The sequence below is a fragment of the Vibrio sp. YYF0003 genome (genome assembly GCF_036350715.1).
GTDB classification, from domain to species: domain Bacteria; phylum Pseudomonadota; class Gammaproteobacteria; order Enterobacterales; family Vibrionaceae; genus Vibrio; species Vibrio natriegens.
In genome coordinates this window covers 1,403,717-1,420,521 of record NZ_JAZDWA010000001.1, presented here as the reverse complement: position 1 = coordinate 1,420,521, position 16,805 = coordinate 1,403,717, and the positions used below count along the sequence as shown (strand labels likewise).

The 16,805-nt window shown below is 44.9% G+C and carries 17 protein-coding genes; 5 read left to right on the top strand and 12 right to left on the bottom strand.

Features of this window, described 5'->3' with window-relative positions; genetic code table 11:
* Positions 1 to 1,227 (bottom strand): sodium/glutamate symporter, encoded by a 1,227-nt coding sequence (gene gltS, locus V1U08_RS06125; RefSeq protein WP_065297988.1) that lies wholly within the window; start codon positions 1,225 to 1,227, stop codon positions 1 to 3.
* Positions 1,228 to 1,695: 468 nt separating this feature from the next.
* Between gltS and V1U08_RS06120 the strand changes: the two genes are divergently transcribed.
* Together V1U08_RS06120 and V1U08_RS06115 are read left to right on the top strand one after the other, a co-directional pair.
* Positions 1,696 to 2,082 (top strand): thiol-disulfide oxidoreductase DCC family protein, encoded by a 387-nt coding sequence (locus V1U08_RS06120; RefSeq protein WP_330470185.1) that lies wholly within the window; start codon positions 1,696 to 1,698, stop codon positions 2,080 to 2,082.
* 60 nt (positions 2,083 to 2,142) lie between these two features.
* A complete protein-coding gene (locus V1U08_RS06115; RefSeq protein ID WP_330470184.1) occupies positions 2,143 to 2,637 on the top strand; it encodes a peptidylprolyl isomerase in 495 nt (164 codons plus the stop codon).
* Between the two features lie 112 nt (positions 2,638 to 2,749).
* Here V1U08_RS06115 and V1U08_RS06110 read toward each other — a convergent pair whose 3' ends face one another.
* The 10 genes from V1U08_RS06110 to V1U08_RS06065 form a co-directional block, all read right to left on the bottom strand.
* Positions 2,750 to 3,541, bottom strand: coding sequence for a LytR/AlgR family response regulator transcription factor (locus V1U08_RS06110; RefSeq protein ID WP_330470183.1), 792 nt, complete (start codon positions 3,539 to 3,541; stop codon positions 2,750 to 2,752).
* A gap of 21 nt (positions 3,542 to 3,562) precedes the next feature.
* Entirely contained in the window at positions 3,563 to 4,585 is a 1,023-nt protein-coding gene (locus V1U08_RS06105; protein ID WP_330470182.1) for a sensor histidine kinase, read from the bottom strand.
* Entirely contained in the window at positions 4,586 to 5,893 is a 1,308-nt protein-coding gene (locus V1U08_RS06100) for a hypothetical protein (protein ID WP_330470181.1), read from the bottom strand.
* A gap of 19 nt (positions 5,894 to 5,912) precedes the next feature.
* Positions 5,913 to 6,686 (bottom strand): outer membrane lipoprotein-sorting protein, encoded by a 774-nt coding sequence (locus V1U08_RS06095; protein WP_330470180.1) that lies wholly within the window; start codon positions 6,684 to 6,686, stop codon positions 5,913 to 5,915.
* Positions 6,679 to 7,947 (bottom strand): ABC transporter permease, encoded by a 1,269-nt coding sequence (locus V1U08_RS06090; protein WP_330470179.1) that lies wholly within the window; start codon positions 7,945 to 7,947, stop codon positions 6,679 to 6,681. The genes V1U08_RS06095 and V1U08_RS06090 overlap by 8 nt, the downstream gene beginning before the upstream one ends.
* Positions 7,935 to 8,633 (bottom strand): ABC transporter ATP-binding protein, encoded by a 699-nt coding sequence (locus V1U08_RS06085; protein ID WP_330470178.1) that lies wholly within the window; start codon positions 8,631 to 8,633, stop codon positions 7,935 to 7,937. The genes V1U08_RS06090 and V1U08_RS06085 overlap by 13 nt, the downstream gene beginning before the upstream one ends.
* A 9-nt stretch (positions 8,634 to 8,642) precedes the next feature.
* Entirely contained in the window at positions 8,643 to 9,311 is a 669-nt protein-coding gene (locus V1U08_RS06080) for a hypothetical protein (protein WP_330470177.1), read from the bottom strand.
* 219 nt (positions 9,312 to 9,530) lie between these two features.
* Positions 9,531 to 10,247, bottom strand: coding sequence for a YebC/PmpR family DNA-binding transcriptional regulator (locus V1U08_RS06075; protein WP_014233427.1), 717 nt, complete (start codon positions 10,245 to 10,247; stop codon positions 9,531 to 9,533).
* Positions 10,248 to 10,385: 138 nt separating this feature from the next.
* Positions 10,386 to 10,595 (bottom strand): DUF3283 family protein, encoded by a 210-nt coding sequence (locus V1U08_RS06070; protein ID WP_005374484.1) that lies wholly within the window; start codon positions 10,593 to 10,595, stop codon positions 10,386 to 10,388.
* A gap of 392 nt (positions 10,596 to 10,987) precedes the next feature.
* Positions 10,988 to 11,185 (bottom strand): PA3496 family putative envelope integrity protein, encoded by a 198-nt coding sequence (locus V1U08_RS06065; RefSeq protein WP_014233426.1) that lies wholly within the window; start codon positions 11,183 to 11,185, stop codon positions 10,988 to 10,990.
* 362 nt (positions 11,186 to 11,547) lie between these two features.
* On the opposite strand from V1U08_RS06065, the gene V1U08_RS06060 reads away from it, so the two are divergent.
* The 3 genes from V1U08_RS06060 to V1U08_RS06050 are packed head-to-tail and all read left to right on the top strand — an operon-like array spanning position 11,548 to position 13,798.
* Positions 11,548 to 12,396 carry an ABC transporter ATP-binding protein gene (locus V1U08_RS06060; RefSeq protein WP_330470176.1) on the top strand — a complete coding sequence of 283 codons (849 nt, stop codon included), beginning with the start codon at positions 11,548 to 11,550 and terminating at the stop codon, positions 12,394 to 12,396.
* A gap of 2 nt (positions 12,397 to 12,398) precedes the next feature.
* On the top strand, positions 12,399 to 13,331 hold the full coding sequence (locus V1U08_RS06055) for an ATP-binding cassette domain-containing protein (RefSeq protein ID WP_330470175.1): 933 nt from the start codon (positions 12,399 to 12,401) through the stop codon (positions 13,329 to 13,331).
* Complete coding sequence (locus tag V1U08_RS06050; RefSeq protein WP_330470174.1) at positions 13,331 to 13,798, top strand: transcriptional regulator; 468 nt, start codon at positions 13,331 to 13,333, stop codon at positions 13,796 to 13,798. The genes V1U08_RS06055 and V1U08_RS06050 overlap by 1 nt, the downstream gene beginning before the upstream one ends.
* 290 nt (positions 13,799 to 14,088) lie before the next feature.
* Here V1U08_RS06050 and V1U08_RS06045 read toward each other — a convergent pair whose 3' ends face one another.
* Positions 14,089 to 16,059: a replication initiator protein RctB domain-containing protein gene (locus V1U08_RS06045; protein WP_020335045.1), complete on the bottom strand. Its 1,971-nt coding sequence runs from the start codon at positions 16,057 to 16,059 to the stop codon at positions 14,089 to 14,091.
* Positions 16,060 to 16,805 lie beyond the last annotated feature (746 nt).

Here is a 16,805-nt window from a genome sequence, read left to right as displayed (position 1 = left end):
TTAGCCAAGAAACGAGATATATCCTTGTAGGATGACTAAGTTGACGATATCGATAAAGAAAGCCCCCACAATCGGCACGACCATAAATGCCTGAGGTGACGGACCATAACGGTTAACGATAGAGCCCATATTCATTACCGCTGTTGGCGTGGCACCCAAGCCAAAACCACAGTGTCCACCAGCAATGACGGCAGCATCGTAATTGCGCCCCATGACTTTAAACGTCACATAGTAGGTAAAGATTGCCAGTACCGCAGACTGCACAGCCAGAATCACCAAAAATGGAATCGCCAAATCGAAGATATTCCACAGTTTCAGGCTCATTAATGCCATCGCCAGGAACAGGGATAGCGACACTGTCCCGAGCATATCGACCGTTTCTGCATCCAACTTGCGAATTTTGGTCACTTCGAGGAAGTTGGTCACAATCACGCCAATAAACAGGGCATACACAAAATCAGGAATCATCAGCCACGAGATTTCAAACGTACTTACCCATTGCTCTAAGTATTTAGCGCCAGTGACACAAATCAGTAAAAAGAACAGCTTCTCAACCACTTTTTTAGCGGTCACTTTGTCTTCTTCATACTCGTTGTAGGTGACTAATTCTGGGAATTTTTCATGCGTTTTTGCGCTGCGACCATATTCCGATTCAATACCATGCTTATCCACCAGACGCTCAGCCATCGGGCTGCCGATAATACCGCCGATGATCAAACCAAATGTGGCCGACGCCATCGCGATTTCCAAAACGTTATTTAATCCATATACGTCCTGAAAAGTTTGAGACCAGGCCGCGCCAGTTCCATGTCCGCCAGAAAGCGTGATAGAGCCAGCAATCAGCCCCATTAGTGGATCTAAGCCCAGTGCTGCTGCGAGTGAGACGCCCACGCCATTTTGGATGATGATGTAGAATGAAGCCACAGCCAGGAAGATGAAAACCTTAGCGCCACCTTTCATCAATTGGGTGTAATTTGCCGCTAAGCCGACGGTTGAAAAAAACATCAGCATAAACGTGTTTTGTAATGGAAGATCGAACTCTAAATCGATGCCGTAGAAATGAAGTGTCGTAATAATGCAGGCGACGATAAGACCGCCTACAATCGGCTCTGGTATGTTGAACTTACTTAAAACTGGCAATCTGGCATTCACGAAATGCCCTAGAAATAGCACACTGATCGCAACCATGAAGGACTCCAGAGCCCCGATAGATATTATATGATTCATATCACCTCTTATTGTTGTCCTCTTCATCCTCCATAATGATTGAGTGTTAATTTAACCGTATTCCAATAGCAAATATTCTCACTGATGTGTTCAAAAATATTCTAAAGATCATGCAAATGCGCGATAGACTCTATGAGAGCGCATTAAAATGTAAGCAGAAGGGGGACTTGTTATCGAGTAGTTTACTTACTCTGACTCATGGATATTTAAATGAGCCGAATCCAGAGAAACTCTCAAGCAACAACAAAAATGTTCGCTATAACGGAGACAGATTATAGCATATCAGCAAAAACTGTCTTTATTTCAATAACATTCATGTAGCCTATGGTTTGCAGTCAAACCTATTCACAATGCACGATTGCTCTATCGAAAATATAAAATGGAATAGGCTAGAATCAACATCGCTGACACAACGTATAACAAAGTGTATTCAAAACGGTATTCTTAGCAGAAACGTAAGGAGCAGCTATGGCAAAACTCACCATATTTTATGATGGTACCTGTCCGATTTGTGCCAAAGAGATGAGAGCGTTGACAAAGCGCGATACGCCTCAACATATCCGCATCGTCGATATTTATAGTGAAGCATTCTCTGCTTACCCACAAATCGATGCCGCCAAAGCAAATACCATACTCCACGCTTTGGACGACTGCGGTAATTTACTGCTTGGTTTGGACGTCACCTATCGAGCCTGGCAGCTGGTGGGTAGAGGTTGGCTGTATGCACCATTACGTTGGCCTTTGATTAGACCGGTTGCCGACTGGCTGTATATAAAATTCGCCAACAACCGATACCGCATCTCTTACTGGCTCACGGGCACATCGCGCTGTGGCACCGATCAATGCTCAAGATAATACGAACATGTTATCGCTTGGGCTATAATGCCAGTCCCAAACACCACTAGAGAACCACTCATGATCATTATGACAACCAATTTCGGTGATATAGAAATTGAACTGAATACCGAAAAAGCCCCCGTAAGCTCAAGAAATTTTAAAAGATACTGTGATGACGGCTTTTATAACGGTACGATTTTTCATCGTGTCATTAAGGGATTTATGATCCAAGGTGGTGGCCATACTGAAGACATGGCAGAGAAACCTACCCGAGCACCTATTGCAAATGAAGCAAATCGCGGCTTAAAAAATACTATTGGTACTATTGCAATGGCTCGCACCGATGCACCACATTCCGCCACGGCACAGTTTTTCATTAACTTGGAAGATAACGACTTCCTCGACCACACCGCAACGACAAATCTCGGCTGGGGCTACGCAGTATTTGGCAAAGTTTCCGCTGGTATGGATGTAGTCAATCGCATCGCAGATGTGAAGACAACCTCTAAATTCGGTCATGATGACGTTCCTTGCGATCCGATTATTATCGAGAAAGTGACCGTCAGGGACTAAACCTCCGTGCACACTAATACGCCACAATTTCACAAAAATTGGTAGATATACTGTTAATGGAATAAGAGCGTAGTTTACAGTGTAAAGAACAAAGCGCCTTGCAAAGTCACGGTCACATACCTTTGAATAAACTTTGTGAGGCTCGACTTACCGCCAATTTCGTATCACCAATATGGACAAGCATTCGTCCTGAAAAATCTTTGTTAACTTTATTGATTTTACAAACCTGAACGACAGTTGAACGGTGAACTTGCCAAAACTGGTCAGGATTAAGTTGTTGGATCAGTTCTTTTAACGATGTTCGAATCAGGTATTCCACAACCCTCCCCTGCCCTTGCTGTGCATAGACCGAGACGTACTTCTCTTCTGTCTTGAAATAGAGCACATCAGAGGTAGCGATCAAATGAATGTCTTCCCCCTGAGTGGCTTTAATCCATTGCAGATATTGGGGAGTTTGGGGCGCAGACATTTGCTGAAGCTGCTCTAACAAGCTATTCATCTGCATGTTGCCGCTGTCTTGCACACGATTAGCAAGGCGCGCTTGAACACGTTCACAAGTGGTTTGCAGCCGATCATCCGAGATAGGTTTGAGTAGGTAATCTGCCGCATTTTGTTCAAACGCTTTAATCGCGTAATCGTCGTATGCGGTAACAAAAATAATCAAAGGTGGATTCACCATACGATTAATTTTTCGCGCTAAACTCACCCCGTCTAAAACGGGCATGCGAATATCAAGAAAGGCGATGTCGGGTTGTTTATTTTGAATGGTACTCCAAGCCTGCTCACCGTCCGCGACTTTTGCGACCACTTCCAGTTCTGGCCATACTTCAGCCAGGCTTTTGTCCAAATGATGCCTCAGCAACGGCTCATCGTCGGCAATAATTGCAGTGATTCCAGTCTTCATTTCTCCATATCCTTGTTTAGATTACCACTCAATTGGCCAGCTTAAACGAACACTGACACCACCCTCGGCAAGCTCACTGATTAACACCTGCCCTTCTCCGGAAAATAGAGCATCAATTCGCTGCTTTAAGTTGCTAAGCCCAATCCCCGATCCACAATGTTGGCTGACGTGGTTCAGCCCGACACCCGAGTCTCGGACTTCAATTTCAAGTAACTGGTTGTCACGTTTGATCCGCAGACTCACTTCTCCCCCTTCTCGCTTCGGTTCAATGCCGTGAATAATGGCGTTTTCAACCAGCGGTTGTAGCATCATTGGTGGCAGCTCGAGTTGCCCAGTTCCTTCCTCTACGTCAATGGAGTATCGCAAGCGATCACCTAAGCGAATTTGTTGGATCGCGAGATACGCCTCAATCAATGCGGTTTCATTGTCGATGGTCGTGTTTTGTTCACGTGAGCTTTTTAATGTCGCACGCAATAATGCGGTGAGCTGATCAAGCATCTTTCTGGCTTTATCCACGTCTTGTGACATTAGCGCACTGATGTTCGCCAATGTATTAAACAAAAAATGCGGCTCAATTTGGCTTTGCATCTGTTTCAATTGACTGAGTAATAAGGCGCGCTCTTTTTCCGCTTTCTCGAGCTTGATGGTTTCCAATTCACGCTGTGCGATGGCTTGCTTCTCTCGCGAGTGAAAATAGAAAAAACACATGGCACTGAACAACAATCCCATTAAACCGATGGGCAACATGCCAGAGATCCCGAAGTATTCACCAAGCCAAAACTGTGCATTTACCACCCCAAACAGTAAACATGCGGTGAGAGAAATGGTAATTTCCATTACACGCGGGATGGTGGGAAAGAGTTTGTCGATCAACCACGAGAAAAAAATGGCCGAGTAGCCAAAGCCAAAACTGACCAGTAAATGAATATATAACGGGCCGCCCCATACAAAGAGCGTCATTACAGCAATAAATAGGCAGAATAAAGAGGTCTCCACCAAACTTCTTCGCCATCCACCTTCTTTCATTGACTTCCCTGAGAACATTTAGAATTTCCCTTTTATATTAAAGACAATCATATATTTATCATTGATCTGCTCATACGCGGATTGCTTATCTCCAGATAAAAATCGTGCAGCAGCTTCCAGTTCCACACTTTGCTCACCAGTATCAATCCATTGGTAACTCACCCATTGAGTCACTATCGCACCGCCGTCTTGTGGAGAAATCAAGACATCAAGCGTTGGTGTGACGTCACTTAACCAACCCATATTCTCTGTCATAAACGTCGCGCCACTCCATGACGCCCAGGCTTCTACATCCCAACTCCAATGCAGCATCACGTTATGTTGCACAATATTGGCATGCTGAAAACCTTGCGCGTAACTGCTCGCAAGCAACCAAGTTGAGGGGAATGAAGAGAGTAAGTCACCACGGCTTATCGCCTTCTCCCATTCGCTCGTTGACCAGGCACGGCTGTCATACCAATATTCTGCGATTACGTTATGCCCAGCTTGGTTAGCCCAGTTAAGTCCAACCAAAGCTTGAAATACACTGCCTTGGTTATCAACAGACACAGGCTGTTCAAGCTGATCAGAAATCTGATAACTGACACTCTGCTTTTGCCATAGAAGAGAACTGTGCATGGCTATCGACTCGTCCCAAACGGTAATCACGCTGGCGCCAAATAAGCCGCGGCGAACATCATCGTAATAACCAATCCATTGGTATTCCGTGTCATCCACCAGCATATAACGACGTACACCAACACCTTGCTGCTCGGTCGCTTGATCCAATGCACTTTGATCTTGTTGCCCCCAACTTGAGTCTGTGGCAATCAAAGTCCATTCACCGGCTAAATCGTAATGAGAAACAGAAAAAACGCCCGCCCCTTCTTCTGCCACTAAACCAACTGGATTTTGTCGGTAGGGTTTGAACAAATCCAAAACACGGTAGCCATACCCCACGCCCCAATCGACACGTAATTTACCCACACTGATATCGAGAATAGCATTACCGACTTGCCATTCGTCTTGCCAGACAAGCTCTCGTATTAAGAGTTGGTTGTCTGATTCGCTCCCCCATCCTTTTCGGCCATGCTGATTCAGATACAAGCCTTGGCTATAAAACGAAAATAAGCCACTGATGTTTTGGTAGTTCATTTGCACATCAAGCAGCGCATTGAGCGAGTCACGAGAGTCTCCTTGCGCTGGAATGAAATGAGTATCGCGTTGCTTAACGGTCTCGTAGCTCAACGCCCAATCCCATTCGAGACTCAGTTCGTTACCCGCCAATACGGGGGAAGCGAAAACGCCAACCAAAAGGCTTACGATACAAGTAGTACAAAATCGCATATTGGTCCCCTACCGCAGCCTACAATTGCGAGGTGTTCGCTTTTGGCAAATAGCTGGGATTGTAGAACTTGTCGTCCAACTGCCATGGCAAGATCGCCTGATACTCGATCACCGTCTTTTTGCTTGGCTGGATGCTGTCCAACAAGGTCATCTCACTGACGTAATCTCGCGTCTCTTTCGTTGCTCGGCGGTAGTACGCTTGCTTAGCGAGTTTGCCTGAACGTAGATAAAGATCAGCTTTGATTGGAAACGCATCCTGCTTTGCCAGCCATAGATCGATCTTCTGATAGCTCGCGCCTGCAGTTTTAGCGGTCAGGACAAGATGGTAAGTGGCAATGCTCTTGCCGCTAACAGAGGTGGTTTCTGTCGCTTTCCACTCTCCCTGATAATCTTGGCTCCAGGTGAGTGTAGATATATCTCCGATCGATGCTTCACCCAGTAACTTTTGCATTGGTGTAATGCGAATCGGGCGGCGGCTTTTAGGCATTTGCAGCCAGTAGTTATCACCCATCATCAGCATTTTTTGACCGGCTTCGACTGCCGATTTAAACACCACGAGTGACTCTCGATTGGGACGAGTATAAACATGGTACAAGCGAGTCTTATCCAATTCTTGATCTTGGTACAAGCGCACCAACGATACGACTTTAGATGATTGATCCTGTAAGCGGTAGCCATCGGCTTTTTCCATCAATTGCGCCACTTGCTGTGTATCCAGCGCTTGCACATTTGCGGAGACTGCGCCGCAGATTACTATCACCGCCAGTGGCATGGTTCGTTTGAAATTAAACATAAATCAGTGCCTCCGTAATAGGCTTGTTCACCCCTTTGCGTGCCGAGAAAAACGCCGCAACCAGACAAATCAGTAGTACTGCAAATCCGGCAACCGCAACGAGATCCCAAGAGAAGTAAATAGTGAGAGGATATCCTTCCGTGCGTCCTGGCGGTGGCGGCATCTGCACGTCTACCACCATCAATAAAACCGTTACGACGGCGGTCAGCAGCGCGCCAATCAAGCTGCCAATCACGGCAAGCAACCCCGCTTCTCTTAAGAACCCGGCTATAATTTCACGCGGATAACTTCCCAGCGCAGACAACGTACCTATCTCACGCGTTCGCTCCGTAACGGACATAGTCATGGTGTTAAACAGCGCGACAAAAACCACCAGTGCCATTACCGCTCCCATGATGCCGAAGATCCGGTCGTACAATCCCTTCACTTTGAGATAAAAGAACGCTCTTTCCTGCCAAGGTGTGATTTCAACCTCTTGATTACCGAAGCTTTGTTTTTGATTCGACAGAATTGTTGCCACATCTTGTCTGACCTTGTTTGTCAGATTGGTATCGAATAAGAAAACCGATAAGGTACTGACTTTGTCCGAACCGAGCAAAGACTGCGCGCTATGGATGTGTACATACAACTGACGTTTATCCAGCTCTGGAACGCCCGTTGAATAGATGCCGCGGACTTTAAAGTCGTACGCATTGAGCGCGCCGTCCGTCGTCGTAGCCAGTAGCGTGATCCAGTCGCCTACGTTTACGTTTAGATTGCTGGCGAGATCCACACCTAACATCACTTCCGGTTCAGCTGGGTCATAACGTGAAGCGTGGATATTGGACAGCGTCTGCCCTGCTCTCACATCCAAAAATGGCCCTTTCATATCGAACTCCCGGTCATTCACACCTATACCGATGAAAATGGATGACTTACTGCCGTTGGAAACCAGCCCGTTAAACTCCACACGCGGCTGCACGCCTCGTACTTCATTAATACCGATAAGTTGCTTGGTAAAAGCATCAACATGGCTTAGACCATTGCTTAGAGGCATTTCCTCCTCTTTCGTGAAATATCCAGGTGTTGTTAGGGTTAAATGCCCGGTATCGCGCGCGGTTGCCTCTTTCAAACTGTCATAGGTATATAAGCCGAAACCGCCTGCACTGGTCAGGGCAAATACAGCAATGGCGATAATCAGCATCGAAAGCAGGCTACGGCGGCGGTTACGCTGTAGGTTGAGCCACGCAAGACGAACTGAATCTGGGATTAACTTGCCCATGAAACCTCCTCAGCCCCGAGAGGCGTGTGAGTCATGTTTCCGTCAACCAGCTCAAGAGTACAATCGCAGCGTGAAGCCATTCGCATATCGTGAGTCGCAATAATGAAAGTGGTGCCCCTTTCGTGCCCCAGTTTTTTCATGATTTCGATAACCTTATTGGCACTTTGGCTATCCAGACTGGCAGTGGGTTCATCAGCAATCACCAATGCCGGTTTATGGACCAACGCTCGTGCAATGGCGACGCGCTGCTGCTGCCCTCCCGACAAATTATCTGGCATATGGTGAACAAACTCCCCAAGGCCCACGAGGTCTAGCATTTCGTGAGCGAGTCTGGTTTGTTCGGCTTTGGAAAAACCGTTGAGATGCAGCGGATAAGCAACGTTCTCTAAAGCCGTCATCACGGGCACTAAATTGAATTTCTGGAATACAAAGCCGAGCTTTTCTCGGCGCATTTTAGCGGCTTGTATTTGCCCGGTTGGGTATGGGCTTCCTTTAAAGGTCACTTGCCCGTGATAATGCGTATCCAGCATGCCTAGAATATTGAGGAGCGTGCTTTTTCCCGAACCAGAAGGACCACACAGCGCCACCATCTCTCCGGCAAACACTTCTCCCGACACATTTCGCAGTGCATGAACCGTCTGGCTTCCTAAGACATAATCACGACTGAGTTGATTGAAAGTGATCACAGTGGCTCCTTACTGCTTCGCGAGCAGTTCCTTGGCGTTTTGCGTTTCAATGTTGTCATAACCTAAGCGCTCCATCTCATCCAACCAAGCTTGGGCTTGTGTCTGATCGTCAGCGCGTAAAGCAGAATCAATGGCGTAACGGTAAACCCATGCAGTAGCGGAAAAAGGCTGTTGCTGGAAACTTGGATCATTGATCAAGGCAAGAAACAGCTCATAGCCTCGCTCAAAGTGATTGAACATATCAGGAAGTGCTGTGTATGTTGTCGCCGCCATCGCAGTCGCTAACAGATATTCTGGTAAGCCTTGCAATCGTTGCTGCTCTTGAACCGGTATCGGCTGGCTAGCCATTAAATCCAAACCCTTTTGTATCGTCGCCAGACCTGACTCGGTAAATTTCATCTTATTCCAAGGCATAAACGCTTCCCGACCTTGAAGAGTTTGAGTGCAGCCGAGGTACACCAAAGTCAAAGGCGTAGCGCCTTGCTGCTCGATAAGAACCACTAGTTCGTCATGAACGCTGTCGACCAAAGCTGAATTCCCTTGTTCAGCTTGATTAAATCGGTGAAGTAACGACTCCGTAGGATTGGCAAATGCGAAACTACTGTTCAGTGCGAGAACGGAAAACAAGGCGATGAATAATTGAAATCCCGATCGGAAGTACGAATTGAAAACCATCATAGTAATTGTCCTTTATTAATATGGATTAGATGGTTTCAGATTAAGGAAAGGTGCCCTCCCCTGCTTAGGGATGCGACCAATGGTGTTTTTGCGGAGTGAATGGGGACCAGCACGGATGAATGGTTGTATCGGCCTCCCAATCAGAAAGATTAAAGACTTACCCAACACGATCAAAAAAGGCTTCCCGAAGGAAGCCTTTCAATCGAATTCGCGAACGAATTACAGCTCAGCGTTATGGTAAACCTGCTGAACATCATCACAGTCATCAAGAAGGTCTAGGAACTTCTGGAATTTCTCAGCATCTTCACCCGCGATTGGCGTTTGAGTTTGAGGAACGAAAGTGATTTCTTCCACATCAATCGTTAGATCTGGGAATGCGCCGTTCAAAGCTGTTTTCGTTTTGAAGAACTCAGTATGAGGTGCAAATACTGTGATCACACCGTCTTCTAGTTCAACGTCAGTGACATCAACATCTTCCATCATTAGCGTTTCCAGAATGATTTCATCATCATCGCCTTTGAACTGGAATACCGCTTGGTGATCGAACATGTGAGATACCGAACCTTCAACACCAATTTTCGCGCCTGTTTTTACAAAACACTGGCGAACATCTTGGAAAGTACGGTTGCCGTTATCGGTTAGACAATCAACGATGACACTTGTGCCACCTGGGCCAAAGCCTTCGTAACGCGCAGGAGCGTAATCTTCACCGCCACCGCCACTCGCTTTATCAATCGCTTTGTCGATAACGTGTGCAGGAACTTGGTCTTTTTTCGCTTTCGCGATCAGGTGCTTAAGAGACAAGTTCATGTCTGGGTCTGCACCGCCATTTTTCGCACACATGTAAATTTCTTTACCGTATTTGGAATAAACTTTAATTTTTGCGCCTGCAGTTTTCGCCATAGAGGCTTTGCGCACTTCAAAACTTCTTCCCATCGGGATGTTCTCTCTAAATTCAAATTTAATGCGAAGGATTTTAGCAAAAAGCGAAACGTTTTCAATTTTCGCTCTGCTGAGGAATGGGGGAAGTTACCTCATTCGCCGCGTTGATTCCTATCAAGGCCACGATTCGCTTTACGCGACGCCCATTACTCGCTTGTACTTTTCAACCGATTGCTGGAAAAATGCTTTTTCATCAGCATCGTTAATCTTAGATAATTGCTCTTCTATTGCTTCGGGGCCAGATTTGGCCTCTCTGAGTTTCCAAACCAAAAACGAAGCTTGCTTATCCAGTTCGATTTTGTTTTTTTCATCAGGCGGCAACAGGGATAGATTAAACGACATTCACAGCCTCAAGGTACTTTAAATACTAGCCGCGCACTATAGCATACCGACTATAGATTGGAGAATAGAAACGCACTTATCTTGATCAATTTCAAGTTACCGATGTGACTATCCCATCGAATTTCAACGCTTTTGGCGACGAATTAAAATTCTGTTGACGCGCGGCACTGCTATCCCCTGCTTAAAAATCTTATTTACACTGTAAAACAGCGAGTGATAACCATAGGCCAGCGAGCATGGTATCCAGCAAAGTCTGTCATTGTGCGGCTATAGTTTTACAACAAGGAAAGCTGACAAAAACATTACCCATTGAAGTTGGTTCGATGAGTCATAAAATGAAAAAGGGTAGCAATGAGCTACCCTTTGAATTGTTTGTTGATGACAAAGATGAATCAGTGGATCAAACCCAGTTCTTTGGCTTCTTCAATCGTCAAACCACTTTCACGGATTTCACGAAGTGCCTCAATGCGTCTTCTGGCTTCTGCCGATTTCACGGTTTTGTCAGGCTGCACAACGGATTCTTCTTCAGGTAATTCCCATTTGTGAGCGATGTTACTCATTTCTTCATGGTCGATAGAATTAATGGACATATTTCCTCCGAACACACCATGTTTTCGATGAGTAATCTATAGCAAACCCCATCAGGTGTGGTAAGCAAAACAGTAGGGAAATGTGAACCCTCCCGACCTTTCGTTAACTCATTAATAGTTTCATCATTTAAGTTTTGCCAAAGTAACAAATTAGGATTAAATTTGAATGATTACCCCTAAGAAAAGTGTGCTGATCCAGCTCTCATTTTCGTCCTCTCAGACATTTTTAACGTACACCGTAAACCTGTTTTTATTTCACTTAACTTTCGAGTCACTTCACCGATTCTCTATCTGTCACTTTCTAAAAACCGTCCCAACATGCTAATGATAATAATTATCTTTTAGATTGGTAAGGTGTTTATATGAGTGGTATTAACTTAAATCATGCATACCACAATGATCCGGTCATCCAGATCAGAGAGTTGTGTGTCGATTACATCACAGATAATGGTGATTTTAACGCAGTGAAATCCGTCAGTTTTGACATAGGCAAAGGGGAAATATTTGGTCTTGCTGGTGAATCAGGGTGTGGGAAAAGCACCATAGCATTCTCCGTGAATCGTCTCCATAAGCCACCTGCATTTATTTCTGGCGGCAAAATACTGTTTGAGGGAAAAGATATCCTTAATCTCTCGGATTCTGAGCTAACGGCTTTACGATGGAGTGAAATCGCTATGGTTTTTCAAAGTGCGATGAACTCACTTAACCCTGTCTTAACGATTCAAGAGCAATTTGCCGATGTATTGCGTCACCATCAAGGCTTAACCAATGCTCAAGAGAAGGATCGAGCCGAGAAGTTGATGGACTTGGTCAACATTCCTCGACAGCGACTAAGCGAATACCCCCATCAGTTTTCTGGCGGGATGCGTCAGCGCTTGGTCATTGCCATCGCCCTGTCTCTTAATCCGAAACTGATCATTATGGACGAGCCAACGACAGCTTTAGATGTAGTTGTACAACGAGAAATTTTGCAGCAAATCTATCAGCTTAGAGATGAATTCGGGTTCTCGATTCTTTTTATCACCCATGACTTGGCACTAATGAGCCAATTGTGCGACAGAATCGCCATCATGCGCCACGGAGAAATTGTTGAAGTCAACCAAGCTTACGACATTCGCAATCATCCTCAACATCCCTACACGCAGAAGCTTTGGGCTTCTTTCCCCAATATCCACGACGTCCACAAACAACCTGAGACACTAGGAGCCTAATCATGAACCAGCCTATTATCCAAATGAAAGATGTGATTAAAGAGTTCAAAGTCGGCGGCGGTCTTGAGAAAGAAGAAACCTTTCGCGCTCTGCAAGGTGTTAGTTTTGATCTTTATGCCGGGAAAACCCTGGCTTTGGTCGGTGAATCAGGGTGCGGTAAAAGCACCTGTGCGCGCTTGATCACGAAAGTCTATCCGGCAACTGAGGGCAAGATCCTGTTTAATGGTACCGACATCAATGAGATCACGTCTCGATCTGATATCCAAGCGTACCGCAGTAAAGTACAAATGGTCTTTCAAGATCCTTTTGGCTCACTCAATCCAACGCATACTATTCGCCATCACCTCACGCGTCCTATCAAAATTCATAAGCAAGTCAAAACTGATCGTGACATATCTGCCCGCTTGCTGGAGCTGTTGAAGCTGGTGGAACTTCCAGAGGAAACGTTAAATAAGTTCCCACACGAGCTAAGTGGTGGCCAGCGCCAACGGGTTAATTTAGCGCGTGCTCTCGCCGTTGGATCACAAATAATTCTCGCGGATGAACCGACATCAATGCTTGATGTATCCATTCGCTTGGGCGTCTTGAATTTAATGCAGAGAATGAAGCAAGAGCTTGGCATTGGCTTTTTGTATATAACTCATGATCTGGCAACCGCACACTACATCGCAGAAGAAACCGCGGTGATGTACAAGGGGCAAATCGTTGAATGGGGTGATACTCACTCAATACTCAAGAACCCGCAGCACCCTTATACTAAGCTGTTGATTTCTGCCGTGCCCGATCCAGACCTCCCCTTTGGTAACTTAGTGAAAAATGAGCCAAACTATTCAGTAGACGCCGATGAGATTCGTAGTCGAAGCAGTATCATTGTCGACGAATTTGATCAAATAGGGCCAAATCACTTTGTAAAACAATGGACTGAGGCAGCGTAATGGAATTGAGTACTTGGCAAGATCAGATCTCGATGTGGTATGAACATCGGAAGAATGATCAAGTTGGTAAATTGGAAACGATCTTATACCAGGCACCAGATGAGGTCTTTGGGCCTAAGCTGTGCGAGCGACAAAGTAAAGCGATTGCTTGTTGGCTTGACGGTTGTTTACGAGTATTCCAACACGCCAGGTATCATGACCATCTAAAAGCCTACCAAACCTTGCTCTACGCAAGTGCAAAATTGGAACAAGCTGCGTGTCAGGTATCAACCGATATTGAGATTAAGGACTGGTGTTTGAAACGTTTGCAGCATCTCACGGTGCTCGCTTTAGAGTTTTGTAATCAGCAGTGCGATCAAAGTGAGTGGCAACAACAAGCTCACAGCTTGATCGAGTCACATGTGGCGTTGATGCGATCTTTAAATTGGAATGAAACCAGGAAGCATGATCAAGGTTTACGTCATTAACCCGGAAAGATGATCAAGGTTTTCCCTGAATTTGAGACAAAAAAAAGCGAGTTTCCTAAGCAGAAACTCGCGAAGTCTATTCAGAATGAATGTAACAATATATGAGCCTATCTATTAATCATCAGAAAGGACAAAAGGTTGTCTATTCGAGATCAAGCTTAGTCTCGACTCTGAATCGCTATGTCATGATTTTGTTAGAGTTAGGTCTGTTTTCTATTATCGAAATATATATTTACATTTAAAATCAATCAGTCACATTAATCGGTTTCAATTCATAAACCTGAATGATGTTAAATCGCCATTTCATCAAGAGCTCGATACACCATCTCATCCATATGGCCATCATAAATTTGTCTGCAGACCTTGCGCCGAACAGCTAAACCAGCAATCAGACGCTCAATAGTGAGATGTTTGAGATCATTTTGCGTATTGAACAGCTCAACGGTCTTACTCAGAGTCTCATAAGGTAATGGGTCATCTCCAACTCTTAACCAATCAAGCTTCTCAATGTACTCAGAGCACTCTTCCTTAATCGAGGCGTACGAGTGCCCTGTCATTGCTGATAACGCCGTTATGCTGCGTTCCAGAGCCTCTGGTGAGGTATATTTGGATAGAGTAATGGTAATTTCATCTGCATTAATCTCAACCAGATGTTTTCTTTGCTTGATCCTACGCCCTAAATTACCACGAGGAGACGGTGCTTTGCGCTGAATAGGCTCAAATTCGCCGTCAATGATGCCTGAGAGCTCTTCTAGCTGTTGTTTGGATACCATCTCATTACGAAGTGGGTTTGGCAGCGTAGGAGCCATGTTACGCTTTCCTGCGTTTGTGGTACGAGCACGTGAATAACGCAAGACTTCCTCAACATCACACTTGATATCGATCTGGTAATCCATGATTTTACCTTTCTCGATCATGGTTTCGATCGTCAGGTGGTAGCCCCATAAGTTAACAACAAAAAGATCTTCCGTCCCTTTTCCATCAGATAATCGTTTCAGTTCCCGGATAAGATCCATGGAGAATCGACGCCACTCGATGTTACGCGCTAACTTCTGATTCAGTTCACTAAGCAACATACAATCCGTATGGCGACGAACCATGCGGCTACGGAAAAAGGAATATAACTGGAACACCAAAGTATGTTGTTTCAGAATCTCTGGTGGAAACAGGAAGAAGTAATCACGAGTCAGTAATTCCTCGTAAAACGACGGCTCCCAAACCAATATGTACAAATTAGGTTTGATTCGGATCTCACCGTCGCTGCCCTCAACTGGCGCTTCTTCTGATGCGGTGATCGTTCGCGCTAGAAAGCGGAATCGATCACTTTTAAAACCTTCCGGCATGTTTTCACTTAACCAGCGGCCTGTAAGCTCATGCAACTGGAAGTCGGTGAATTCGATTCTATCGATACTGTCACGAATGGAATCACGAGCAGGTCCACTGTCCTTTTTGCCACGCAATGACAGGATGTCGGTGATATACAGCGGTGTTTTATTCGGTACATGAGCAGCATCAAGATGGTACTGATCTTTGTGATGATCATGGTATTGCACGGTCAGGGTAAACAGCGCAAACAAGGTCATCAGATCATCGACTGTCATGATATTTTTTGACGATCGAGTTTCTATTACCGCTTTCGTACCAGAGATCGACACCATCGACTTCTGATAACTCTTACGAGTTCGTGGTGGCGCCAAAGCTTGGTCGATGATCCCTGCCCAATTAGTTGGAGATACGACGAATTGATCCGCTTCATCTTTCATCGTCGGCGGCGTGTTTAAGCCATGTTCTGTCAGCAAGCGTTTGTTTACTTGCGTCTGAGCTAGTGCTTTTGAGCGTTTTTGTTTTTCATTCTGGCGGACTTTTTCAGTAACTAAGCTCGTTGCACCCAAAGCGGAAATGAGCTTATTGGGATTAACAAACGTGTGAAGCATGGTTTTACCTGCCAGTCCTTCTTCAAAGCGAACTGGAGTTTGCGTAAATAAACCAATGTTCACCGCTGCTCGTAATCGTTGTTGTAACGCAGCACGAGTCAGTTGACCATCTGTTGCTTCAACGATTTCAGTGGTTGATACAAGTCCATCTTTGCTGCTGAAACCTCTCAACGAGATCAGATTAAGCAATTCTAAGATGCTTTTGGTCACCCCTTTGAAGTGTTGGTATTGTTCTACCCAATCTGCAGAAGATTCGTGCACTTCAAAAAGATGCCCGTCTTTGTGGCTTCTTGGTGCTTTAATCAGAATTTTTTCATCAGCCATCATTTTAGATCCAGATCACACTAGCCGTAGTTGTGCTATGGTTCCGAAGAATAAAGAAAAACAGATCATAAATAAAGAAAAAATCTTGTTTTTTAAATAACTGATCTTTTTGATTATTCTGATCTTAATTGATTATATGATCTATTGATCTGGCAATTTTCATTATTTTAAGTTGTTGTTATAAAAGGGAATTATTGAAACCCCTTTCGGAACCATGATCATGAATATAACGAAACAATGATCAACAATATCTTGAAAGCATGATCATATCCTCTCGTAAGCATGATCATTAAGTTTCTGAAAAGATGATCAAAATGGTCTTGAAACGATGATCATGACATTTGTACAGGTTATCCACAGAAATGCGGGTTTGCTTGATTAACAAAGGTGTAAACACCATGGATTTTACCGCCTCCTTGGTTCCGGATCGATGATCAAGAGTTGCGTTAATGCCAAGTTAAAGTCTCATTTCGGCGGTAATTTATTCATGTGCTGAAAATATCATCAGATATCAGTACTAAGCGTGTAAATCCTATATCTGTTCTAAATTTAGGAAGCATGATCATGATAGCCGTACTTATCAAATACCATGTTTTTATTTCATCGTTCCGAGGTTTGTTTACGCTTGATTCTCTGAATGCCCCAGTATATCTGCATTCGTCCGTAAAATGGCGAGTAAAAAGCATGCTTCCGAGAAACCTATTTACTTGATCATTTTTCCGATGGTTTGATCGCGTAGAATAACGTCC